The sequence below is a fragment of the Kocuria salina genome (assembly GCF_013368965.1).
GTDB lineage: Bacteria > Actinomycetota > Actinomycetes > Actinomycetales > Micrococcaceae > Kocuria > Kocuria rosea.
Map to the genome: position 1 here is coordinate 1 of NZ_SSSF01000020.1, position 23,234 is coordinate 23,234.

Consider the following 23,234-nt stretch of genomic DNA (forward strand, 5'->3'; position numbering starts at 1 on the left):
AATAATTTTCTCGCTGCCAGGATCTTCATCGGTGCGGTGACGGCCAGGGAAACCCTCGTAGTGCTGCGGCACGGGAGGGGCGGATTGGCCCTGCAACCGAAAAGGGACGAGGCTCCTGCTGGTCGCCGACACACCACGGGGCTTCTCCGAAAAAGGGAGATGGCATGTCCGCTTCACCTCCCGGCCGAGTTCTACTGGTCGACGGCGAAACGAACCGGGCGCCACTCATCCAGGGACATCTGCCCAACGCCGGTGGTGAAGTTGCGCTACGGCACACCGGGACAGGGGCGAGATGTGGGCAAGGGTCACCACGCTTCCCCCCTAAAAGTACAGGTTTCCGTGTACTGTTAGGGGGTGGTTTGAGTATGCCTCCACGCCCCGCCAGGGCCAGCCCGGGGGCTGGAATGAGCCTGATCGAGGAGGACTATGATGGCCGCGGCTCTGGCGCTGAGCCTGTATCTGGCCGGCCTGGCGGTGGCCTTCGGTGCGCGGTCGTGGATCCATCGGCGCCGCACCGGGTCCACCGGTTTCCGCGGGTTGAGCGGGGCGCCTGGCTCTGCTGAGTGGTGGGGCGGAATACTTTTCGCGATCGCTCTGGTCCTCGGCGCAGCAGGGCCTGTCCTCGCCCTCACCGGCGCCGTGGCCGCGCCCCGACTACCAGCGGCTTTCACCTGGGCCGGGGCGTTCATCACCATCGTGGGGTTCTTCGGTGTACTGGCCGCCCAGGCCGGCATGGGCGCCTCCTGGCGGGTGGGCGTCGACGCCACCGAACGGACAGAACTGGTCACCACCGGGGCTTTCGCCGTGGTGCGCAACCCTATTTTCACGGCGATGCTCACCACCATGGCCGGCCTGGCCCTTCTGGTGCCCACCGCGGTCAGTGCAGCAGCCCTGCTGTGCCTGCTGGTGGCCGTCGAGCTACAGGTCCGTCTCGTCGAAGAGCCTTACCTGCTGCGCACCCACCGACAGGTATACGCCTCCTATGCCGCAGCCACCGGCCGGTTCGTGCCCGGCCTCGGCCGGCTCCGCCGCGCAACCCCGGGTAAGCCGAGATCCTGAGCGTGTCGTGCCACCGCCACTGGCCGGCAGTTCACCCGCCCGGGAAGCCCGCACCTCTGACGTTCCGCGCCACTGTGATCGGCCGTCGATGCCATCCACCTTTCGTGGAGGCGAAGCCCGGGAAATCATGAGCGTGCCCGGCAGTCAGGCTTCCGGTTCCCCGCAGCGAAAAGTTCGTATAGGTTAACTTTCTATGAGGATCGGGACGGGGCGCACCGGCTCCACGGGCGCTGCCGCCTCTTCCCCCGGGGAGCGGTGGGTGCGCCGGCAGCCGCTGCCGTGGTTACTGGGCCCGGCTTTTGTGGCCGCCGTGGCCTACGTGGATCCGGGCAACGTCGCGGCGAATCTCACTGCCGGCGCCCAGTACGGATATCTGCTGGTGTGGGTGCTGGTGGCCGCCAATGCCATGGCGGTCCTCATCCAGTACCTTTCGGCCAAGGTCGGGCTGGTCACCGGATCGAGTCTGCCCGAGTTGCTGGGTGACCGTCTGCCCCGGGGCCGGCGACTGGGGTACTGGGTCCAGGCCGAGCTGGTGGCCGCGGCCACGGATCTGGCCGAGGTGATCGGTGGGGCGATCGCCCTGCACATTCTCTTCGGGATCCCTCTGCTGGCCGGGGGCGTGATCGTCGGGGTGATCTCGATGCTGCTGCTGGTCCTCCAGACCCACCGCGGCCCCCGGTTCTTCGAGTTCGTCGTGACCGGATTGCTGGCGATCGTCACCGCGGGTTTCGTCACCGGCCTGTTTTTCGGCCCCGTGTCCTGGGGTGAGGCCGTCGCCGGGATCGTGCCGCGGTTCGAGGGCACCCCGACGGTGCTGCTGGCCGCGAGCATGCTCGGGGCCACGGTGATGCCCCACGCCATCTACGCCCACTCCGCCCTGGCGCGCGATCGCCACGGGCGCTCAGTGCCCACCGAGGCCTTGCCGCGGCTGCTGAGCGCCACCCGGTGGGACGTGCTGCTGTCCCTGCTCGTGGCCGGGTCGGTGAACATCGCGATGCTGTTACTGGCCGCGGGCAACCTCGCCGGGGTGCCCGGTACCGACAGCATCGAAGGAGCCCATGCGGCGATCACCGCCGCCCTCGGTCCGGCCGTCGGGATCGCCTTCGGCATCGGGTTGCTGGCCTCCGGGCTGGCCTCGACCTCGGTGGGCTCCTACGCCGGGTCGGCAATCATGGGCGGTTTGCTGCACCTGCGCATCCCGGTGTTCGTCCGTCGGCTGATCACCTTGATCCCCGCCTTGGTCATCATCGCGGTCGGAGTGGATCCGACCTGGGCGCTGGTGCTGTCCCAGGTGCTGCTGAGCCTGGGCATCCCTTTCGCTCTGATCCCGTTAGTGCGGCTGAGCAGCAGCCGCGCCCTGATGGGGGTCTTCGTGAACAAGGTGGCTCTGACCGTCGCCGCCTGGGTGGTGGTGGCCCTGATCGTGTCGTTGAACGTGGCGCTGATCATCCTGACCGTCGCCGGAGCCGATTGAATGGGCCCGGCAGCTGCGGTGCGGCACTCGGTAGCGTGGGTCCTATGGACTTGAGTGAGATCACCCCGGTCGCCCAGGACTATCTCAAGGCGATCTGGTCGGCCACCGAATGGGGCGACCCGCCGATCACCACCACAGCCTTGGCGGCACGGATGGGGACCTCTGCCCCCAACGTCACCGACACGGTCAAGCGATTGGCCGGCCAGGGGCTCGTCGAGTACCAGCCCTACAAGCCCGTCACCCTCACCCCTCAGGGGCGTGCGTACGCGGTGGCGATGGTGCGCCGGCACCGGCTGCTGGAGACCTTCCTGGCCACCACGCTGGGGTATCCGTGGGAGGAGGTTCATGATGAGGCCGAACGTCTTGAGCACGCCGCCTCCGACGCCATGATCGAACGCATCGACGCCCGGCTGGGTCGCCCCACGGTGGATCCACACGGGGACCCGATCCCCACCGCGCAGGGACGCACCCGCCGCCCGCTCAATACCACCCGACTCACCGAGGCGAAGCCGGGACGATACGAGATCATTCGTCTTTCCGATGCCGACCCACACCGCCTCACCCGGTTCCGCGACTGCGGCCTCGTGCCGGGTGGGGCTTTTCGTGTCATCGCTCAGGAAGCCAGCGGAACGACCGGTGTACCGGGGTATCACCACACCGCGATCGAGCTGGCACCGACGGAAGCCGAAGCCATCTGGGTGACACCCACCCTCAAGACTCACCGGAGCCTCTGAAAGCTGCGCCCACCGGGGAATGCCCCGGTGGGCGCCGCGCTCAGCCGGCGGAGAGAACCTCGACCATGCGCTCCGGGTGACGGGTTGAGGTCAACCAATACGGGGTGGGGTCCACGGGATCGGTGATCTGGATGCGCACCACCGGGCCCACGGAAACGCGGAAGTTCATGTAAGCGCGGGCGTCCAGTTCAGGGCCGCGCACTCTTTGGACGGCGCTGCCGCGAAACGCTTCAGCCTCACCCACGAATCGGCGCTCAATACGAGCGCGCCCCACTTGCAACGACTCCCCGGTGATCACGATTCCGGTGCTCGAGGCAATCAATGCCACGGCAGTGCCGCCGGCGACCACAGCCCCCACCGCCGCCCCGACCCACATGTTGATCGGAGCCAGGGCGATCAGACCCACCAGACCCGCGAAGAGCACGAGCAACCACATCCACCACGCGGCAGATAATCTCTCCTCGTACAAGACCGTTTTCGGGTCGACCTTCGCGGGAGGGTCCTCGACAAGTCTGTCCGGCGACGTCCCCTGGGCGCCGCGGGATTCATTGGGCGGGAAGGCGCCGAGCGTCGCAGGGTAGGACATGTTCCAATTCTCTCATGACAGCGATCCGGTGGACCGGCTGGTCTGCCATCACGGGGCGCAGACCCAGTGCATGCTGAGGCTCCTGGGCTGATCGGACAGTCCAACCGTGTGCTCCGTGGCACAGGCGATGGTCACCCCCCGGCATCCGTGGTTGGCAGAGTGGAGTACCTGATCTAGCACCTCGCCCAGGACGGCCTGGTCCTTGGGGACCGGCTGTGCAGAGGGGCCCGGCGGGGTGACCCCCTCCTGCCCCTCCATCTCGTGGGCTTCAGCCCTCACCCGTAACGGGGAAGCTTCCCTCCCTTCATCTTCGCGACGGCGCGAAGGACACCCTCTACGTGGGGGGACGGAACCGTGCCGCTGCCCACGGAGTTCGACCCCCGAGACCGGGACGGTTCAGTCATGGTTCCGTCGCCCCAGAACTAGTTTTCGCGAGTGGTGCAAGACGGGATGCTGCGGGGCGCCGTGATCCGCTACGGCGGTGTGCGGAGAAGGCCCTCGCCGCGGTCGAAGAGTGAGGGCCAGCCGCGAGCCGGCTGGCCCCCACCAGAGCCCGATCAGTGCCCGAGGCTGGTCTTGTGGCTCACATCCTTGTACCAGTCCGACCAGCCGTGACCGTCCCAGTAGCGGTACTTGACCACGTGGTACACCTTCTTGTCCTGGTGGTGATTGACGTGGCGCCAGTGTCCCCCGCCCCAGGTTTCACCGCCGTGGTGGTTGAAGCTGAACCGTCACGGCTTCTCTGCCGTCTTCATACGGGCTGCGTCTCCGGTTGGGGCGCAGTGATCTGATCGTAGTGGGCGGCCTCGAACTCGGCAGGTGGGACGTTGCCGAGGCTGGAGTGCAACCGGCGGGTGTTGTACCAGTCGACCCAGGCCATGGTCGCGTACTCGACGTCGCTGACGGTCTTCAGCGGGCCCTTCACGAACGGGCCCGGGCGGATGCACTCAGTCTTGTACAGACCGATGATGGACTCCATGAGGCAGTTGTCGTAGGCGTCCCCGACCGAGCCGATCGACGGCGCCATCCCCTCCAGCGCCAGGTGCTCGGTGAAGCGTAGCGCAGTGTATTGCGACCCGGCGTCGTGGTGATGAATCAGCCCCTCCGGCAGCACCAGCCCCTGACGGGTCCGATCCCACCGGCCCATCCGCAGGCAGGTCAGCACCAGATCCGTGGTGCGGGTCGTAGCCGCGTTCCAGGACACGATTCGCTGGGCGAAGACGTCCACGATGAAGGCCACGTAGGCGAAGCCGGCCCAGGTGCGCACGTAGGTGAAGTCGGCGACCCAGACCGTGTTCGGCGCGTCCGCGGTGAAGTTGCGATTGAGCAGATCCGATGCCCGCGTCCCCTCCTTGGCCGGGATCGTGGTGCGCACCCGCCGGCCTCGGACCACCCCGGCCAGCCCAAGCGCACGCATCAGTCGATCCACCGTGCAGTGGGCCACCGCCAGCCCGGACCGGCGCAGGTAGGCGATCATCTTCCGCCGACCGTAGAGCCCCTCCGGGGTGCCCACAGTCGCCAGTAGAGCATCCATGACCGTCGCGTCGCTGACCGTGCGCGAGGCGATTCGCCGGCCCGGTTGCTTCCAGGATCGATAGGTTCTCGCGGCGATCGGCACGCCCTGCTCGCGCAGAACCGCGCAGACCGACTCGACCGCGTATCCCTCGGCTCTCATCTGGTCGATGAACCCGGCGATCAACGGTTGCGGGGGTCGAGCTCCCCCGCGAAGAAAATCGAGGCCTTCCGGAGGATCTCGTTGGCCTCGCGCAACCGCTTGTTCTCAGCTTTCAGCCGCTTGATCTCCTCGGCACCCTCGGAGGTGACCCCCGGGCGGGAACCGGCGTCGACCTCGGCCTGGGACACCCACCGCCGCAACGTCTCACGCGCTACGCCGAGCTGAGCGCCGACCGCGACACTGGCCGCAGTCACCGATCCGTAGTCGGCCTGATGATCCTGGACCATCCGCACCGCCCGAGACTTGAACTCGGCATCGTACTTCTTGGGCATGTCGTCATCCTTCATCACAAGGAAGCGGCATCAAACCCGTGACGGTTCAAGCTGTACTGGTAGTAGTCGCTGCCGTGCTCGTGGGAATTACCGTGCTTGTCCTCGGCGTAGTAGTACTGCTTCACCTGCACCTTGGTGTAGCCCTTGTCGCACTTCACCTTGAAGGGGAACGCGGCGTAATGCTTCCCCTGATACTTCTTGTAATGCGGCTTGTAAGCATCCACCTCACAGCCCTTCTGCTGCTGTTGACCCTGGGTCTCCACCGCGGCGGATGGCACCTGGGTGGTCGGCGTGAGCGCGGCTTGGGCCGGTGCACCGAGGGTGGCGAGGCCGCCTGCGGCCAAGGTGAGCGAGGCCATGGACAAAATAGCCTTGGAGAAGTAACGCCGGCTGTTGAGATTGGCGGTAGGCGTGGACCATGCGGGAGTGGAAGACATTTTGATCTCCTGGCGAGATGCGGGGATTGAGTGTGCCAGAGTCCCTGCCCCCGATGTGGGGGCTAATTCTTGGTGGGCCGACATCTAAAGCATGTCGGCCAGGTCGTTGCGCAACGTCCACCCGGAGGTTGATTTCCCCGGTACACCCAGGGGTGCACACGAGCCAATCCGAAGGCCTGCCGTACGGCGCGACGAAACTTACTGACCCACCAGGTTGTCGACGCGGTGTGAGACCCGTGGGTCCGGTGTGGAGTTGTCCAGAACTCCGTCCGCCCAGACCTCCCCCTGGCGCAGCACCGGCAGGCGGTGGGTGGCCTGACGCTGGCGCAGGACGTCCTGCCGAGTCATGCGAGTCCCCTTGAGCTCGGAAGACCCGGGTGACACCAATCTTTGTCGGGTCTAGAACGAGCTGGTTCAAACCGTTAGGGGCTTGACCCTAGCTCGCGATCAGGAGGGAGAAGTAAAATAAGAGGGCAAGACTGGCGTTGGTCCCGCCAAGGACCGGGAAGTATCTAGATGGACATTGCTCCCCGCCTGGGGCGATGTCAGGAGCTCGGGGGCACTGCGGAAACCGCTGTGCGCAGTGCAGACTGTGCGCGGCGGAGAGCTCCGGGGCTGAGGGCGTGAACCATCCTTTCGTGGATGGGCACGCCCTTCTTGCGTGTCCAGTCCGTTATGGCCGACACCCGCCAACAACAGGCCAGGCCCACGGGCGGGTGGCTTTCGGTGTGGGGATGACCCTCGGTCTCGACCCAGCCGGTCCTGGCATGAATGAACGAGGACGACGGCCACGGTGGGCCGCGCAGGTCCATCCTGGCTGCCCCACCAAAAGTTGCGGCGATGCTGGGCAGCTCGCCAGCCTCGAGAACGCTGAGAGGGCAGAGGCCGGAAGACGGGACCTGTAGCTGATGACCCCCCGCCACCAGGCCGGCCCCAGCGGGGCTGCCGCCATCCCGGGGTGCACGGAGGATCCAGCCGTGACGTCCTTGGCGTAGTCGATCGTCACCAGCCAGCCGCCCGAGATCCAGTACCTGGAAAAGTTGCTGGCCACCCACTGGCCCCCGAGCCACCCAGAGGCCGCGTATGAGGCGGTGAGATTCCCGGCGCAGCCCAGAAGGCCGTCGCTGAGACCTGCTGAGGGGCGGGGCCGATCCTGTGGGGCTGGGTGGGGTGCCCGGCAGGGACAATGGAGGCAACCCGCCTCCCCTTCTGCAGCGGCGGGTGAAGGAGATCAGCTCATGAGTACGAGAACGCCCGAGCACACCGGGCAGGCGCACCCCGGGCTGGGCAGGCTGGGCGGTCCCGGGGTGAGGCCGTGGTAGCTCGTTGTTGCCGTGGTGGTGGCCTTGGTGGTGTTGATTCTGGCGATGGTCTACAGCGGCTCGGGGGCCGCTCGTCTGGCGGCGGATCCGGGGGCGTTGGTGCGCTGGGGTCTGCCCGTGGTCGAGGTGGTGCACAACAGCGCCTTGGTCGTGGTGCTGGGTTCCCTGCTCTTCGCTCTGGGGGTCGTGCCGAAAACACGTGGTGGGTTCCGCCGCCGCGCAGACGGGCGCAACGGTGGCCAGGAGGCGGAGCACCCCCTGTTCACGGCCACGATGGGTCTGGCCGAGGTGGCGTCGGTGGTGTGGACGGTGGCTGCCGTGGTGGTGCTGGTGCTGTCTTATTCCGATGTGGCGGGGGTGCCGGTGGGCGGGGACGAGGCCTATGCGCAGCAGCTGTTGTACTACGCCACGGATCTTTCCCTGGGGCAGGCGCAGGCGGCGACCGTGGTGGTCGCTGCCGTGGTCACCACCCTGGTCTTCGGCGTCCGGGCCCTGATGGGGCTGTTGCTCACCTTCGGCCTGGCGTGCACGGCTTTGGTGGCGATGGCCCTGACCGGTCACTCCTCCGGAGGCACGGACCATATGGGTGCGGTGAACTCCTTGGGCCTGCACCTGCTGGGCGTGTGTCTGTGGACCGGTGGGCTGGTGGTGCTCGCCTGGCTCTCCCCGCAGCTGAGCGGATCGGCTGCCGGCACCGGCAGCCTGCCGGCAGGGGCCGGCCGCGGCGCTGGTGTGCGGCCTCAGGTGCCGATAGCCGCCGTGGTGCTGCGGCGCTTCTCCACGGTGGCCTTCGGTGCCTTCTTCTTGGTGTTTCTTTCCGGGACCATCAATGCGGCGGTGCGCATCGGATCCTGGGAACAGCTGTTCAGTCCTTACGGGCAGCTGGTGCTGCTCAAGGCCGCCCTGACCCTGGGGCTGGGTTTGGCGGGGGTGGCTCACCGCCGGTGGCTGATTCCGGCCCTGGAGGCGGGCCGTCTCACCGCGACGCGTGCCGTGTGGCAGCTGGTGGCCGGGGAGGTGCTGGTCATGGGTGCGGTCATGGGCGTGGCCGTGGCCCTGTCGCGCACCGCCCCACCGGTGCCCGAGGAGATCGCCCCGGATGCCACCCCGGCCGAGATCCTCACCTGGTACCCACTGCCTCCCCAGCCCACCGCCGCCTCCTGGTTCACCACCTGGCGGGTGGACCCGCTCTGGTTGGCGGTGGTGGTCTTCCTCGCCGCCCTCTACCTGTGGGCGTTCGTGCAGGTCCGCCGGCGCGGGGACTCCTGGTCGGTGCTGCGCAGCCTCTCCTGGTTGACCGGGCTGGCGGTGCTGTTCTACGTCACCTCCGGTGGGGTCGCCGTCTACGGGCTGGTGTTGTTCTCCGCGCACATGGTCGAGCACATGATGTTGACGATGGTGGTGCCGATCTTCCTGGTCCTGGGGGCGCCGGTGACGCTGGTGCTCAAGGCCCTGGAGCCCCGCCAGGACGGTACCCGCGGGCCGCGCGAGTGGATCCTGGCCCTGGTGCACTCCCCGTTCTCCAAGATCGTGACGCACCCGATCGTCGCCGGGGTGAACTTCGCGGCCTCGATCGTGATCTTCTACTTCACCCCACTGTTCGGATTCACCCTGCAGTACCACGTGGGGCACGTGTTCATGATCACCCACTTCTTGATCACCGGGTACCTGTTCATGCTCGTGCTGATCGGCATCGACCCGATCCCGCACCGTCCCGGCCACATGATGCGCCTGATTCTGCTGCTGGCCACGATGGTCTACCACGCCTTCGTCGGGGTGGCCCTGATGGGCTCCGACACCCTGCTGCAGGCGTGGTGGTTCGCGAACATGGGCCGGGATTGGGGCCGTAGCCCGATCGAGGACCAGCAGTTCGGCGGGGCCCTGATGTGGGGGATCGGAGAGTTCCCCACCGTCGTCGTCGCCGTGGTCGTGGCGATCATGTGGGCGATCGAAGGCAAGAAGGAAAACCGTCGCGTGGACCGCCAGGCGGACCGCACCGACGACGCCGAGCTCAAGGCCTACAACGCGATGATGGCCGGGCTCGCCGAGCGGGACGAGTCCACGAGGCGCCCCTGAGCCAGGACCACGTATGGAAGCCGTGACCTTCACGGCGACCTGACAACAGAGGACACACGACGCACCGCGGTGTCGACCCGACCGGCACCTGCCGCCAGGGCCTGTCGATGTGGTGGGGCTCTCGAGGGCCCGCACATAATGGGATCGCCGCCTCGAGCGGCTGATGAACTGAGAGGGGTGGAGGCGTGAACGCACGGGCGCACCGTCTTGCCCGCGGGTGGGCCGGAGCCGGGATGGCCACGGCCTTCGCCGCCGCCTCCCACGTGGCCGCCGGCGGTCAGGTCCCTCCGGTGTTGTTGGTGTTGCTGTCCCTGGCGCTGTCCGGGCCGGTGTGCATGGCTCTGGCCGGCCGGGTCCTCTCCCGCTCCTTATTGCTTACCGGCGTGCTGGTCAGCCAGGGCGTCTTCCACCTGCTCTTCACCGTCGCCGGATCCGTGACGACCGTGGTCGACGCCACCCACCACGCGGCGCTGAGCTCACCGCCCACCGGGCCGGCCCTGGTGCTCCAGGCCCAGGCTCACGCGGTGCACGGTGGCACCGGCATGCTGGTCTTCCACGTGCTGGCCGCCGCGGCCACCTACGCGTTCCTGCGCCACGGCGAAGTGGCCCTCGTGGACCTGCTCGACGCCCTGCGACTGCGCGTCCGCCGGCTGTGGCGGGTCCTGTCCGCCCCGGTCGTGGTGCACCGGCCCCGACCTGTTCCGCAGGGGCGCCCGCACGCACTGACGGATCAGTCGCTGCTGCAACCGGTGCGCTCCTACCGCGGACCACCGACAGCTCGTCGTCGGAATCTTCCGCTCCCGACCGGGCCCGCCCGGTCGCCCGCCGGCTGAACACCACCCCTGTTGGGGCCGGTGGTGGTCGTGGATTCGGACAGCAGACTCGACGACTCCCTCACGGCCGCCTCCGATCATCGGCTCGGCGGCCCTGTCTGACCCACTCACTCATTGCCCCTCGAAGGGACCCCTCTGCCATGCTGACCATGACTTCTGCTCTGCGCCGTACCGCCGCCACTGTGAGCGCGGTAGGCGCCCTGACCGCCCTGGGACTGGCCCCCGCCGCCGCCCATGACGAGGTGCTGAGCACCTCCCCCGAACAGGATGCGGTGCTGGAGACCGCCCCCGAACAAATCGAGCTCTCCTACAGCGGGGAGATCATGGACATCGGCCACCAGGTGCTCGTGACCGGCCCCGACGGGCAGTCCGTGACCGAGGGCCCGCTCGAGCGCGACGGTTCCCAAGTGATCCAGCCCCTGGCCGAGACCGGGTCCGAGGAAGGGACCTACCAGGTGGTCTGGCGGGTGGTCTCCAGCGACGGCCACCCCATCGAAGGCACCTACACCTACGAGGTGGGTGACAGTGTGGACATCACCACCCCGGCCCCCACCCTCAGCACCACCCCGACCGAGACCCCGACCGGTGAGGGCGCCGACAGCTCGGACAGCTCCGCCCAAGCCCAGGACGCGGCCGTACAGGAGAATTCCGGAAGCTTCTCCGGATGGGCCGTCGGCGCCACCGTGGTGGTGCTGGCCCTGGCCGTGATCGGGCTACTGGGCTTGATGTCCCGTCGCCGCCGCAAGAACTGATTCCCCCACGCCGGGCCGGCAGATGCTCTACAGCACAGGCCCCAGGAGTGCGGCGACAGCCGTGCTCCTGGGGCCGCCGCCGACCGTCCGGTCAGCCCGACGGCGCACTCTGAGGAGCACGACCGCTGTGAAGTTCGACCTACTCGTATCGCTGTCACCGCGCGGCGCCGCAGCTCTCCTCCCGGTGGGGCCGGGCTCCCCGCCACTCTTCTGCCAGGGCTGCCGGGCCGATGGTGGGCTCTGACATGGGCACCTACCGTTTCCTACTCAGCGGCAAGTGGCTGGGCTTCTTCCTCCTCGCCTGCGCCGCCGCCGTGGTCTCGGTGTACCTGGGCGGCTGGCAGATGGACCGCAACGACCACCTGGTCGGTGAGAACGCCAAGATCACGCAGAACTACCGCGCCGAGCCCCTGGCCGGTGCGGCCGCCGTCGAGCAGTTCGCCGCCCACGACCCTTCCCTCACCTGGCGCCCGGTCGAGCTCACGGGCGAGTACCTGCCCCAGGACCAGGTGCTGGTCCGCAACAGGCCGCAGGACGGCCGCGTCGGCTACGAGGTCCTCGTCCCGTTCCGCACGCAGGACGGGGACGTCGTGGTCCTCGACCGCGGCTGGATCCCCACGGGCGAGGCGGCCAACGGGATGCCGGACGAGGTGCCGACCCCGCCCGCCGGCCGGGTCACGGTCACCGCCCGGCTCCAGCCCGGGGAGCCGGCCGTCAGCCGCGGCGCCCCCGCGGGCCAGATCGCCTCGATCGACCTCGAGGAGCTGCGCGAGCGCTGGGACCGGCCGAACGGGACGGCGGCCTACGGCGAGGTCTTCGCCGAGGACCCGGCCCCCGCGGCGGCCCCCGCGCCGGCTCCGGAGCCGGAGACCGACTCCGGGCCGCACCTGTCCTACTCGTTGCAGTGGTACGCGTTCGCGGCGCTGTTCTTCGTGGCCTGGGGCTACGCCGCCCGCCAGCAGGCCCGCAACGACGCCTGGGACCGCCAGTTCGCCCAGGAGATGGAGCGCCGGCTCGCACGGTTCTACGACGAGGACGGCAACTACATCGGCGAGGGCGACGAGGAGCTCGTCGTCCGCCAGCTCGAGATGGCCGACGACATGCCCGCCCACCTCAGGTCGCTCATGCGCCCCCGGCCGCAGCGCCGGCGCTCCCGCCCCACCTGTGAGGACGAGGAGGACGCGATGCTGGACGCCCTGGAGGCGTCGGCCGCGGACCGGAGCGGGAGCCGGGTCCCGCTCCGGTCCGCGGACGAATTGCACTGACCCGCAGCGTTGTTGATGCACTCCGACACGAGACGGTGGGCCGGGACGGACAGTCTCCGCTCACCGCTCACGGCCGGCTCAGGAACTGGCGTCCGCCCCTCTGGTGCCCTGCCGGACAGCCTTGGCCGCCAGGAGATAGGCGAGGATCCACGGTTCGACGAGGTACCGGTGGCCCAGCCGCCGCGGCTGGGTGGCCAGCCGGTAGGCCCATTCCAGGCCCAGGGGCCCGAGCCAGCGCGGAGCCGATTTCTGGATCCCGGAGTACTGGTCGATCACCCCGCCGACGGCCGCATAGATCGCCGTGGGCAACTCCTCCCAGTGCCGGCTCAGGAACTCCTCCTGCAGCGGCATCCCCAGGCCCACGATGACGAAGTCCGGCCGGAACTCCTGGAGGGTTCCGACGATGCGGTCCTCGAGTGCGAGGTTCCACCCTTCGCCGGGCCAGCCCTCGACCGTGCGCTCGGGGTCCCCCGCACGGAGGAGAGCAACCGTGGCGGCGTTGCTTTCGGGGCTCGCGCCAATGACGGCCACGCGCCGCACGGGGGTGCTCCGGATCAGGCCGGGCAACCAATCCATGGTGCCGATACGGTGGCGCCTGGCGCTGAGCGGCCGCCCGGAGCACCACTTGGCCATTTTCAGGATGGGAAAGCCATCCGTCAGCACCACGTCGGCCTTGTCGTAGAAAGCGCGGAACGTCGGGTTGACCTCCCACGTGTAGAGACTGTGCAGATTGTGGCCGAGAATCACGGTCTTGCGCCGCTCCTCCCAGGTGGCCGCAATCCACCGGTGCAGCTCATTGGTGTCCATCGGTGTCACCCGGATGCCGCTGACCGGGATCTCGATCTCGCCCCGCTTGTCCGTCTGAGTCTGGTACTTAAGCATGTGTTCCCCCACTGGCTCGGCAGTTGCTGCCTCATCGATTGTTGGTCGGCACGTTCGCCCACCGCCGTGGGACTCCCAGATCCTGATTGGCGCATGGGACACGATCCCGTGGGCGCAGCATTCGGGGACACCAGCCCGTATTCCCCCGAATACCCGCCAACATTCACGTTAGCAACGACGGGCCTCCCGGTGTGCCCCCACTTCCGGGTTGCGCCGTCCCCCAATATGTACCTATTTGCATTGATATGCCTCCGTGCATCCAGCGAGGTTGCGCCCTGCAGAGTGGATGCTCTATTGGCGTCAAGGCGCTGTGAGGTCGCGTTGGGCGGTCTCGTCGAGCCAGTGCTGACAGCGCTGGAGGAGCATGACGGTGAAAACCATCAAACCCATCGTGGTAGACGTATCCACGTCTCTCCCACCCAGGTGCAGTACCCCTTGCCCTGCTCGCCTGCTCCACAGGGCCTCGGCGAAGCCCAACCGCTAATCCACCACATGTAAGGCAGTGGGTGTTGTGTCCTGGATGCGCAACCCCGCCGGGGACAGCTGAGGGCCCTGCCAGACACAAGGCCCCTCAGCGTTGCGTGGTGATCGTGACCAGCGTGGTGGAACGGGATGTCGATCAGTCCTCGTCCTCGTCCTCGTCGTCGCTCTCGACAAGCTCGCCCCGGACTCCTTGCCCTCGGGGAGGGCGAAGGCGAAGAGGATAAGCCCGGCCACCGGGTCTACCCACGCCGCGCCGGTCAGCGGGAAGAGGATCAGCCCAGTCAGAGTGGAGACGGACAGCAGCGCGCAAATCCCGGTCTCGGCGGCACCAGCCAGGATCAGGTCGTCCCCCAGGGCCGTGCCGGCCTTCTTCTTGACCGCGACCAGCACCGGCATGATGACCAGCGAGAGCACCGGGATGATGATGCTCACCGGAGAGGGGTCGGGGGTCTTGCCCTCGGATTGCCAATTGAGGGCCCGCGAGCCAGTCTCGGATCCGTCGGATTCTTCGGTCCGGGCTACGTCGCTTCTCCACATTATCGACGGGTGCCCCAGCCTAAGGGGAGCAAAGACTGGGGCACCCTAACGCCCGTGCACGGGGTGATGAGAACGGGGTGTTCTCACTCGCAAACTATGCCCTCACCGGTCCGGAAGAACAGCCCGTACAGCTACCAGAGGGCAAGTTATGGGGAATCTTCACGCCATCTTGAGGAAAACTATACAAACGACTTCGAAGTCAAAGCGGGAATCCTACGCTGAGCAGGGGCCACACTGCCGTGGGTGTCCTGATGACGGGGGGTCACTTCACCCCGTGTTGGCGGGTGAGTCCATCACCGGTCACGGCGACGACGGAAAGACACCGCAACGAGAGCCCCGCAGACCGCGACATCAGGCCCTGGGAGCACGGTTGCTCCCAGCGGGAACCCGGCTTCCTCCGCTACTGTCGAGGACGACACCTCCCGGCGCCGCGGCGCGGCCTGAGCCTGACGCGGGGCTGTCCGGTGAGCCTGCCCGAGTACCCTGAGGAGCACGACCGCCGTGGAGACCGACCGGCTCAGATCGCTGTCCCCGCACGGATCCGCGGCACCACCGGCCGGACCCGACAACTTGCAGTGCTCCCGCAAGGGCTGCGGCGCGGACGCTGCGTGGCGGATCCGCTGGAACAACCCGCGCATCCACACCCCACACCACCGCAAGAGCTGGCTGGCGTGCCCCGACCACCGCGAGAACCTCGAGAGGTTCCTCCGCGCCCAGGGCTTCTGGAAGGACACCGTCCCGCTCGGCCAAGGCGGGCCCGCCGGGCAGGACCGACCGTGAGCGACGACCGGTTCCAGCTCAGCGGGAAATGGCTCGACTTCTCTCTGTGGGCCGGCGCCGCCGCGGCGGTCTCCGTGGACCTGGCCGACTGGCAGATGGACCGCAACGACCACCCCCTCGGGTAGGAGGCGGTCATTTCGCAAGGGCATGGCAGGCGTCGCCACGGCGAGGCGGATATCTTGTTGGCGTCTCGAGCGGCCGATGCCGTTGCCCGCTCGCCCCGCCGGTTGGAGGCCCCCTGTGAAGCGCACCAGCACCGCCCTCGTCCTGGGGTGCGCCCTGGTCCTGCCCGGATATACCGGCAGTATCGAGGAAGCAGCAGACGAAGCATCCTCCGGATTTCCCGTTGCCGCAAACGGAATCAACGTCTTGGAGGCGGCCGTGTCGATGCCGTCTGAACACTGACCCCCGGGCGTGCCCCTAAGGCCATGCAGTCGAATCACCTGCCGGCGAACACATCGATTCCTGTCCTGCCCTTGAGCGTGCCCGTTCTTCCTCTACACGCTGAAGGCATGAAGATTCGATGAAGAAATGTGCTTCGTTCGGATGGCGGATGGCGGATTACGGCAGATATGAGTGCGCGCTGAATTTATCCTCCCGATATTCTCCGAAGCCACCGCCCGAGAGCCTCGATCGCTTTTCTTACCCTACGCGCGTAAACCGCCCACCGCAGCCACCGGCGGTCTCCCAGTGCTGACAGGCCGCCGCAGGCGTGCCGAGGGTGTGCATCTTCGGGCCCACCAGGGACTCTCCCCGGCCACGCCCCCGCTAACGGTGAACACCCTGACGTTCCCGCTCGAAACGAAGCTCCGCTGGGTCGGGAACACGGTGCTGAGCACCCTCGGCAACCAAGGCGACCACCCGATCAGCGGCCGTGACCAAAACGTGACATTAGGGGGTGGGCCCTGTATCGTCCTCCGCGTGCCGAGAGCTGATCTTCTTGGCGCCCCCGTGGCACATCGCCGAGTTCTGCCGGTGCCCGGGGTTCCTGAAGAGAAATCGCTTGGCAGAAGCGGGGGAACCATTACCGGTCCCGGTGTACCGGGGCCTTGGGGTTAAGCCGTGCAGAGCGCGTGCGTTCTGCGGCCGGGTGTCTCCCACCCGCATCCGACAGCTCACCTCGTAGGCAAAGGGAGGAATCCACCCATGTCGCTTTTCACGCAGAACACTGCCCGCCACCGCGCCGAGACCTCCTCGCGCGCCGTGCGCACCACCACCGTCGTCGCCGCCGCCGGCGCAGCACTGGTGGGCTCCATCGCTCCGGCCCAGGCCTACGCCGAGATCCCCGCCGCCTCCGGGTCCTCCTATGCGGCTCCGGCCTCGGCGATGGCCGATCTGGCCTCCTACACCTACCAGGCCCCGGTCGCCGCGCAGCCCGCCGCCCCCGCCGACCAGGCCCCGGCCCCGCAGCAGAGCGCCGCCACCTCGAGCGTGAGCCCGCAGTCCACCGCCACCACCGAACTCGCCCCGGCCGCCGGCGGCATCGTGGGCACGGCCATGCAGGGTGTGGGCACCGGCTACGTCTGGGGCGGGACCTCCTTCGGGGCCTGGGACTGCTCCGGATTCACCGGCTGGGTCTACGCCCAGAACGGCATCGACATCCCCCGCACCAGCTCCCAGCAGATCGCCGCGGCCACCCCGACCGCCACCCCGCAGCCCGGTGACCTGGTGTCCCAGAACGGTGGCAACCACATCGGCATCTACATCGGTGGCGGCAAGATGGTCTCTGCGTTGAACCCGACCCAGGGCACCTTCGTCCACTCCGTCAACGCCATGCCCGTCGACGGGTACTACACCTACCGCTGAGCCGGACTCGCTGCTGCGGTGCCCCACATGGTCACCGCAGCAGATCCCCGGACCGCTCTCACCCGGGGCCGGACCGCCTCTACCTCACGCGCACCTGCTGCGCCCTTCACCTGCTGCGGGAGTGCTCCTCTCCGAAAGCACCCCCGTCGGACATCGGTCGTTTCGGTGACACCGTCCGGGATCAGGCCTGCACTGGGGCGGTGAGTGATGCGCTGGGCGCGGCCTGAACCAGTTTCCGCGGCTAACCGGCCGACCACTTGAGTCCGGCGCCCGCGTCTCCACCGTCCAGACCCAGACCGATGTCCTCGTCGACTGCTCCCCGGGGGCGCCCACATCGGGGTCCATCCCGGCGGCGGCGAGGCCGTGCACGGCGGCCGGAACGGCCACCAGGCGGTCCTCGACAGCGTCAACGTCGGCTCCGGGCCGGTCCAGGTTTGCCTACGCTGAGCCGGTTCAGGCATCACATACTCCGGGTGCGTCCTCTTTGAACGACCAGCAAGGAGTGCGCACCCGGTCCTCACATCCCGCCCCAGGCCTGGATCTTCTGCGTCGTCGCCGTTAGCCACCGAGGACGCGCCTCTCCTGCGCTCGAGGATGCACACTCGCCGACATGTCCAGGAGTGGATGGTGGACGATCTTCCGAAGAAGGCCTTGCAGGAAAGGCTCAGCGCAGTGAGCTACTGTCCTGCCCGTTCATGAGGAGCAAGACCCTTTTTGGGCCTTTCAAGGAGGACGCATGGCTGGCGGTACGGACCCGGAGCGGGCGCGGCAGCAACGTGCTGCGCTGCTGGATCAGCACTGGGCGGCCGATGCCCGGGCCACCCGCAGGCGGCGGCTCCTGGCGGGCGCGGGCGCGGTGACGGCTGTCGCGGCGGTCGGGGCCCTGGTGACGGTGGCGGTGATCAACGATCCCCCGCCCCAGGCGCGGGAGGACATCGAGATCGCCGGGCTGCAGACCTACGAGGGCCTCGGCAACTCCCACGTGGAGACCGCGGTGGACTACGAGCAGTCCCCCCCGGTGGGCGGGGACCACGCCAGTGACTGGCTCAACTGCGGGGTCTACACCGAGCCGGTGCCCGAGGAGAACGCCGTGCACGCCTTGGAGCACGGGGCCGTGTGGGCCGCCTACGACCCCTCCGCCCTGTCCGAGGACCAGGTGGCTGAGTTACGCCAGGCCGTCCCGGACACCTACGTGGTGCTCTCCCCCTACGAGGACCTGGGCGCCCCCATCATGATCTCGGCGTGGGGGGCTCAGGTCGCCCTGGACTCCCCGGAAGATGAGCGCCTGGAGCAGTTCGTGACCAAGTACTGGCAGTCCCCCGACGCCCCGGAGCCCGGGGCATCCTGCACCGGCGGCATCGATGCCCCCAGCCGGGTCGCATGAGCACCAGCACCACCGGCGCCGCCTCCAGGAGCTCGGCAGGGCACCGGGGACGGTGGGTCCTGCTGGTGCTGGCGGCCGTGCTGTTGGTGGCGGCCGGCTGGGCGGTGGGGCAGCTGAGCGCTCCGACGTCGTCCACCCCGGCGGAGGGCAGCCCGGAAGCCGGGTTCGCCCGCGACATGCAAACCCATCACCTGCAGGCGGTGGAAATGAGTTCCTTGGTCCGTGACCGTACGGAAGACCCGGAGATCCGCCGGTTGGCATACGACATCTCCCGCACCCAGCAACAACAGGCCGGGCAGATGTACGGCTGGCTCTCCGTGTGGGGATTGCCCCAGGCCTCATCCCAACCGGCCATGGCCTGGATGGACGACGGCGACCAGAACCACACATCCATGCCCGGCATGGACTCCACGAGCCCTGGTCCGGACGCGCGAATGCCGGGCATGGCCACCGCCGAGCAGCTGGCCGAGCTGGAGGACGCCCAAGGCCAGGAGGCCGAACGGCTCTACCTCGAGTTGATGATCCCCCACCACCAAGCCGGAGCAGCCATGGCCCAAGCCATCCTGGAGCACACTGACAACCCCGTGGTGACCTCTCTGGCGCAATCGATCGCCACCAGCCAGACCTCGGAGATCAAGTACATGGAGGACCTGTTGGAGAAGCGCCGCAACCCATCATGATCTCCGTTCGCACGCCAGGATCAGCACCCGTGGCCGGGTCCGCGCAAAAGCTGACGGGCCCAGACGTGAACCGGTTCCCATGCTCGGCCCAGCTGTGCGCCGGGGACCGGAATCCACCGGGGCTCTTCGGCCCCGATCCCCAATATCGCGGGCAGGTCCGGGGAGAGGCCGGCGTGGCAGGCCCGTCCCTCCTGGACCGGTCCTGGGCTCAGGGCCCGATCCGGACCTCGGGACCGTTCTGTGGCATGCAAAAATGTCCTCATGGCAGTCGATGCTTTCCGTGACCATGGTTGACCGCAACATGGCCGGGCCGGTCTGGGTCCCGTCCGAGCCGCCGAGCTTGGAGAACTTCCTGGCCCCCACGTTGCAACCAATTCCACTCATCCCGGCCATCGCGCTGGTGCTGGCTGTGTTGTATTTGGTCGGAGCGGCCCGGCTGTGGAGGGCACGCCGGCGGTGGCCGGTGTGGCGGACCCTGTGCTTCTTCGCCGGGTGCGCGGTCACAGCGGTCATCATGGGCGCGGGAATTGAAGGCTACGGGTTGCGCATGTTCTCCGTGTTCATGTTCCAGCAGCTGACTTTGATGATGTTCGTTCCCGCGCTGCTGGTCCTGGGCAGCCCGGGCACTTTGCTGCTGCGGGCTGCACCCCATCGCGGGCCCGGCGCCGTGGTGCTGCGCCTGGCCCTGTGGGGGTTGCGTTCGAGGTGGGGCAGGCTCGCCATCCATCCTGCCTTCTTGGTTCCGTTGTTCCTGGTCAGTTTCTACGGGGTGTATCTCAGCGGACTTGACGACCGGTTGCTGCCCACCTGGTACGGCCACATCGGGCTGGAACTGCTGTTCTTGGCCTCCGGGATCCTGTTCACGATCCCGTTGCTGTCGGCCGACCCGTTGCCGGCCAAACAAACCTACGGCAGTCGCTTGGCCGACATCGTCCCCGAGATGCCGTTGCACGCCTTCTTCGGCGTCATCGTCATGATGGCTCCGCTACCCGTCGTGGAGTTTTTCGCCACCCCGCCAGGCAGCTGGAACCTTGACCCGATGGCCGACCAGGTCCTGGCCGGCTCGTTGGCCTGGTCCTACGGTGAATTGCCGTCCGTGCTGATTCTGCTGTTCATCATGAGCCAGTGGCACCGCGAGGATGCGCGCAACGCCGGCCGCGAAGAGGCCGAGGCCGCCGTCAGAGGCACCCCGGATTTGGATGCTTACAACGCCTACCTGGATCAGTTGCAGCAGCGCACCGAGGACCGCTAACCCCTATGTGGACCGGCTGACGTCACCGGAAGCCGGCTGGGACGGCCAGGGACGCCGACACGACCCGCCGCCCCCAACCGTTCCCAGGTGCGTGGCCTGCCGGTGGCCTGCAGGGTCCTATGGGACCAGGAGAGGCCGTCCAGGGTGTGGAAGACCCGGGCGCCGACCATCTCGGCCAGTTCTCGGCCTGGTGCACATCCGTGGTGCTGATGGTGGCGGACCTGGAGACGACCGTTCGCAGGCCCGCATGGCGCGCCCGGAGACGCGGCAGCGGACACAGCCAGGGCACAGGGAAAGGATAAGCCCGGGACAGTCCGCCCTGGTCAAATGGGGGTGGAGGGGCCTGGAGTGCCCGGACCGGTGGGCGGGGGCCCGCCGGTACATCCGAGAGAAGGAGCCCACCAGCATGGTCAGCATCCACCACCCGACCTCGGGGACGCGGGGGCCAACTGGGGACTCAGGTCTCCCGCTGGTGAAAAAATCCCGGCTGGTGGGCGTCGATGCCGCCCGGGGTCTGGCTCTGGTCGGGATGTTCTCCATCCACATCTTGCCGGCCTGGGACCCCGAGACCTACGAGGTCACCTTGCAGTGGCAGCTGTTCGCCGGCCGGGCCGCGGCCCTGTTCGCGCTGCTGGCCGGGGTCGGGCTGGCGTTCTCCACCGGCGGACGCACAGCCCACCGGGGCCGGACGATGACCGCCGACCGGGTGGGGCTGCTCATCCGGGCCGTGCTGATCACTGTGCTGGGCCTGCTCGTGAACCAGGTCATGCCGGAGGACCCGCCCGCCTACAACATCTTGACCTACTACGGGATGTTCTTCCTGCTGGCCATCCCCTTCCTGCACCTACCCGCACGGACCCTGTTCATCCTCGCCGGAGTGACCGCGGTGACCGCCCCGGTGCTGATGCAGACCCTGCGCGGCGTGCTGCCCGCGATGGAGGTCTACAATCCCACCATCACCGGGGTGCTCACCGACCCTGGCACGGTGCTCTCCCAACTGTTGTTCACCGGTACCTACCCTGCGGCCCCATACCTGACCTACCTGCTTGCCGGCGTAGCCATCGGCCGGCTCAACCTGCGGTCCCTGCACGTCCAGGTCCGGCTGCTCGGGGCGGGCCTGGTCCTGGCTCTGGCCGCGTGGTTGGTCTACTGGGTGCTGATCATGCAGGCCGGCGGCTTTGACCAGCTGATGAGCTCCACCCCGGGACTGAGCCAGGAGCAGATCGACGAGATCATCATCTGGGGCCCCGACCCCGTCCTGCCCGACACGTCGTGGTGGTGGCTGCTAATCCCCGGTCCGCACACCAACACCCCGATCGCGATCCTCTATGGCCTCGGCTCCGGTGCGGCCGTGCTGGGGGCGTTCCTGCTCATCGGGCGGAAGGCCGGCGCCTGGTTGCTGCCGCTCAGTGCTGCGGGCTCCATGACCCTGACCCTCTACACCGCCCACCTGCTGGCCCTGGCCGCCATGGTGCACTACGAGGTGCCCCTCCTGTGGTTCCTCATCCACGCAGGCGGGGCGGCGGTGTTCGCGGTGGCCTGGCAGCGCGCCTACGGCCAGGGCCCACTGGAGCTGGCCCTGGCCCGGACCGCCGGCGCCGGGCGTGGGCTCGTGCTCACCTCCGCTCGATGCGAAGACTGAGCCCGGACCCAACTGCAGCAGCGGGTGGGTCCGTCGAGGCGGCGGTATCAAGAATGGGCTCCCACAACACATCCGCTGAACCCACAGAATGGGAAAGCGCCTTCGCCAGTCCCCTCTCTGTCAGCCTTGAGTGAGGCGACCGACCAGCAAGGACCTGCTGTGGGGCCGACACATTTGAGCCCGTGCTCAAAAACCATTCAGCTAGCCGTGGTCCTATTGCAGCGGCGCCCGGCGCCCGGACTTACTGGCCTTCCCTTCTGGCCCTGCCGTGTCGATACAACGTTCAGGAGAACCCCTATGACCGACAACACCGCACAACCTGCTGCTGCGGGATCCACAGCGCCCGCCCGTGATGCTGGAACGGCCGCCCTCGACTTTCAGGATTTGGTGGCTCCGGTTCCGAAAGCGGTGCGCAAAGATTCCGGCACCAACGAGGTGTCCCCGGCTCCCTCCACCGGTGCCCGGTGGGCGGCGGAGTTCGCGGGCACTACCGTGCTGATTTTCGCCGGGGTGGGCACCGGGATTTTCGCCACCCAGGTCATCGATTCCGCACTGGGTTTCGGGCTGGGGCTGCTGGCGGTATTGGTGGCTTTCGGGCATGTCTCCGGGGGTCATTTCAATCCTGCCGTGACCCTGGCGGCGGTCGTGGCCGGGCGCACATCACCCAAGGTCGCCATCGGTTACGTGGTGGCCCAGGTGCTGGGGGCCCTGGTCGCGGTGGGGCTGCTGTGGGCGGTGCTGATGACACTGATCGATGCCGCCACCACCGCCCAGGCTCTGGGGGCGGTGGCCAACGGCTACGGGCAGAACTCCACTTCCCAAGCCGGCTGGTTCACCGTGCTTCTGATTGAGTTCGTGGCGAGCACCTTGTTCGTTCTCGTGGTCCTGGGCTCAACCGCCCCACGGGCCAACGCGGTACTGGCCCCGGTGGCGATCGGGGCGACCTTCGCGTTCCTGCTCACCATCCTGGCGCCGTTCGACGGCGGATCGATGAATCCGGCCCGCTCCACCGGCACCGCGGCCATCGGTGGCGCGCAGAGCCTGTCCCAGCTGTGGCTGTTCTGGGTCGCCCCGTTGTTGGGGGGTCTGGTGGCGGGTTTGATCTACCGTGTGGTGGATTTGGGCCGCGCACCCCGCCCCGCCACTACGCAATCCACGGAAGACGCCACAGCAAACAACAGCACCGACACTTCCACCGCCCCGGAAGTGTGAGGGAATCGAGCAGTGTCTCGTGACGGGACGG

22 protein-coding genes and 1 riboswitch are annotated in these 23,234 nt (G+C 67.9%); of the genes, 16 read left to right on the top strand and 6 right to left on the bottom strand.

Going from position 1 to position 23,234, the window contains the following annotated elements:
* Positions 1–426: 426 nt before the first annotated feature.
* The 3 genes from E7Z53_RS18990 (at position 427) to E7Z53_RS19000 (ending at position 3,267) form a co-directional block, all read left to right on the top strand.
* Entirely contained in the window at positions 427–1,059 is a 633-nt protein-coding gene (locus E7Z53_RS18990; protein ID WP_062737370.1) for a methyltransferase family protein, read from the top strand.
* 193 nt (positions 1,060–1,252) lie between these two features.
* Positions 1,253–2,533: an Nramp family divalent metal transporter gene (locus E7Z53_RS18995; RefSeq protein WP_186374934.1), complete on the top strand. Its 1,281-nt coding sequence runs from the start codon at positions 1,253–1,255 to the stop codon at positions 2,531–2,533.
* 44 nt (positions 2,534–2,577) lie between these two features.
* A complete protein-coding gene (locus E7Z53_RS19000) occupies positions 2,578–3,267 on the top strand; it encodes a metal-dependent transcriptional regulator (RefSeq protein WP_062737372.1) in 690 nt (229 codons plus the stop codon).
* A 40-nt stretch (positions 3,268–3,307) separates the two neighbouring features.
* On the opposite strand, the gene E7Z53_RS19005 is transcribed toward E7Z53_RS19000, so the two are convergent.
* The 4 genes from E7Z53_RS19005 to E7Z53_RS19020 all read right to left on the bottom strand — a co-directional run bounded on the left by E7Z53_RS19005 (position 3,308) and on the right by E7Z53_RS19020 (position 6,645).
* The gene (locus E7Z53_RS19005) at positions 3,308–3,853 is read right to left on the bottom strand and encodes a DUF3093 domain-containing protein (RefSeq protein ID WP_084271834.1); all 546 of its coding nucleotides are present in this window, start codon (positions 3,851–3,853) and stop codon (positions 3,308–3,310) included.
* Between the two features lie 751 nt (positions 3,854–4,604).
* Positions 4,605–5,860 (bottom strand): IS3 family transposase gene (locus E7Z53_RS19010; RefSeq protein ID WP_176338588.1). Its coding sequence is split into 2 segments (ribosomal slippage): positions 4,605–5,587 and positions 5,587–5,860, totalling 1,257 coding nucleotides; the frame shifts between segments, so codons are not numbered across the junction.
* A gap of 14 nt (positions 5,861–5,874) precedes the next feature.
* Complete coding sequence (locus E7Z53_RS19015) at positions 5,875–6,297, bottom strand: hypothetical protein (RefSeq protein ID WP_176338589.1); 423 nt, start codon at positions 6,295–6,297, stop codon at positions 5,875–5,877.
* A gap of 198 nt (positions 6,298–6,495) precedes the next feature.
* The gene (locus E7Z53_RS19020) at positions 6,496–6,645 is read right to left on the bottom strand and encodes a hypothetical protein (RefSeq protein WP_154676743.1); all 150 of its coding nucleotides are present in this window, start codon (positions 6,643–6,645) and stop codon (positions 6,496–6,498) included.
* Positions 6,646–7,646: 1,001 nt separating this feature from the next.
* Between E7Z53_RS19020 and E7Z53_RS19025 the strand changes: the two genes are divergently transcribed.
* The 4 genes from E7Z53_RS19025 to E7Z53_RS19040 all read left to right on the top strand — a co-directional run bounded on the left by E7Z53_RS19025 (position 7,647) and on the right by E7Z53_RS19040 (position 12,545).
* On the top strand, positions 7,647–9,695 hold the full coding sequence (locus tag E7Z53_RS19025; protein WP_369598024.1) for a cytochrome c oxidase assembly protein: 2,049 nt from the start codon (positions 7,647–7,649) through the stop codon (positions 9,693–9,695).
* 233 nt (positions 9,696–9,928) lie between these two features.
* Positions 9,929–10,528 carry a hypothetical protein gene (locus tag E7Z53_RS19030; protein ID WP_217905969.1) on the top strand — a complete coding sequence of 200 codons (600 nt, stop codon included), beginning with the start codon at positions 9,929–9,931 and terminating at the stop codon, positions 10,526–10,528.
* Between the two features lie 149 nt (positions 10,529–10,677).
* On the top strand, positions 10,678–11,280 hold the full coding sequence (locus E7Z53_RS19035; RefSeq protein WP_158279242.1) for a copper resistance CopC family protein: 603 nt from the start codon (positions 10,678–10,680) through the stop codon (positions 11,278–11,280).
* A 245-nt stretch (positions 11,281–11,525) separates the two neighbouring features.
* A complete protein-coding gene (locus tag E7Z53_RS19040) occupies positions 11,526–12,545 on the top strand; it encodes an SURF1 family cytochrome oxidase biogenesis protein (protein ID WP_062737380.1) in 1,020 nt (339 codons plus the stop codon).
* 78 nt (positions 12,546–12,623) lie between these two features.
* Here the strand turns inward: E7Z53_RS19040 and E7Z53_RS19045 are convergent, their stop codons facing one another.
* Both E7Z53_RS19045 and E7Z53_RS19050 read right to left on the bottom strand, forming a co-directional pair.
* Entirely contained in the window at positions 12,624–13,427 is an 804-nt protein-coding gene (locus E7Z53_RS19045; protein WP_062737381.1) for a WecB/TagA/CpsF family glycosyltransferase, read from the bottom strand.
* 480 nt (positions 13,428–13,907) lie between these two features.
* Complete coding sequence (locus E7Z53_RS19050; protein WP_062737382.1) at positions 13,908–14,342, bottom strand: hypothetical protein; 435 nt, start codon at positions 14,340–14,342, stop codon at positions 13,908–13,910.
* Between the two features lie 606 nt (positions 14,343–14,948).
* Here E7Z53_RS19050 and E7Z53_RS19055 point away from each other — a divergent pair.
* The 9 genes from E7Z53_RS19055 to E7Z53_RS19090 all read left to right on the top strand — a co-directional run bounded on the left by E7Z53_RS19055 (position 14,949) and on the right by E7Z53_RS19090 (position 23,203).
* Positions 14,949–15,227 carry a hypothetical protein gene (locus E7Z53_RS19055; RefSeq protein ID WP_062737383.1) on the top strand — a complete coding sequence of 93 codons (279 nt, stop codon included), beginning with the start codon at positions 14,949–14,951 and terminating at the stop codon, positions 15,225–15,227.
* Complete coding sequence (locus tag E7Z53_RS20550) at positions 15,224–15,352, top strand: hypothetical protein (RefSeq protein WP_255219702.1); 129 nt, start codon at positions 15,224–15,226, stop codon at positions 15,350–15,352. The genes E7Z53_RS19055 and E7Z53_RS20550 overlap by 4 nt, the downstream gene beginning before the upstream one ends.
* Positions 15,353–15,467: 115 nt before the next feature.
* On the top strand, positions 15,468–15,632 hold the full coding sequence (locus E7Z53_RS19060; protein WP_154676752.1) for a hypothetical protein: 165 nt from the start codon (positions 15,468–15,470) through the stop codon (positions 15,630–15,632).
* 580 nt (positions 15,633–16,212) lie between these two features.
* Positions 16,213–16,368, top strand: a riboswitch (cyclic di-AMP (ydaO/yuaA leader).
* A 5-nt stretch (positions 16,369–16,373) separates the two neighbouring features.
* Positions 16,374–17,033 (top strand): C40 family peptidase, encoded by a 660-nt coding sequence (locus E7Z53_RS19065; RefSeq protein ID WP_062737384.1) that lies wholly within the window; start codon positions 16,374–16,376, stop codon positions 17,031–17,033.
* Between the two features lie 736 nt (positions 17,034–17,769).
* Positions 17,770–18,417 carry a DUF3105 domain-containing protein gene (locus tag E7Z53_RS19070; RefSeq protein ID WP_062737385.1) on the top strand — a complete coding sequence of 216 codons (648 nt, stop codon included), beginning with the start codon at positions 17,770–17,772 and terminating at the stop codon, positions 18,415–18,417.
* On the top strand, positions 18,414–19,097 hold the full coding sequence (locus E7Z53_RS19075) for a DUF305 domain-containing protein (RefSeq protein WP_062737386.1): 684 nt from the start codon (positions 18,414–18,416) through the stop codon (positions 19,095–19,097). The genes E7Z53_RS19070 and E7Z53_RS19075 overlap by 4 nt, the downstream gene beginning before the upstream one ends.
* Before the next feature lie 286 nt (positions 19,098–19,383).
* Positions 19,384–20,349 carry a cytochrome c oxidase assembly protein gene (locus E7Z53_RS19080; protein ID WP_176338592.1) on the top strand — a complete coding sequence of 322 codons (966 nt, stop codon included), beginning with the start codon at positions 19,384–19,386 and terminating at the stop codon, positions 20,347–20,349.
* 472 nt (positions 20,350–20,821) lie between these two features.
* Complete coding sequence (locus E7Z53_RS19085; protein WP_219930791.1) at positions 20,822–21,991, top strand: heparan-alpha-glucosaminide N-acetyltransferase domain-containing protein; 1,170 nt, start codon at positions 20,822–20,824, stop codon at positions 21,989–21,991.
* Between the two features lie 297 nt (positions 21,992–22,288).
* Positions 22,289–23,203 carry an MIP/aquaporin family protein gene (locus E7Z53_RS19090; protein ID WP_176338590.1) on the top strand — a complete coding sequence of 305 codons (915 nt, stop codon included), beginning with the start codon at positions 22,289–22,291 and terminating at the stop codon, positions 23,201–23,203.
* The last annotated feature ends 31 nt before the right edge of the window (positions 23,204–23,234 follow it).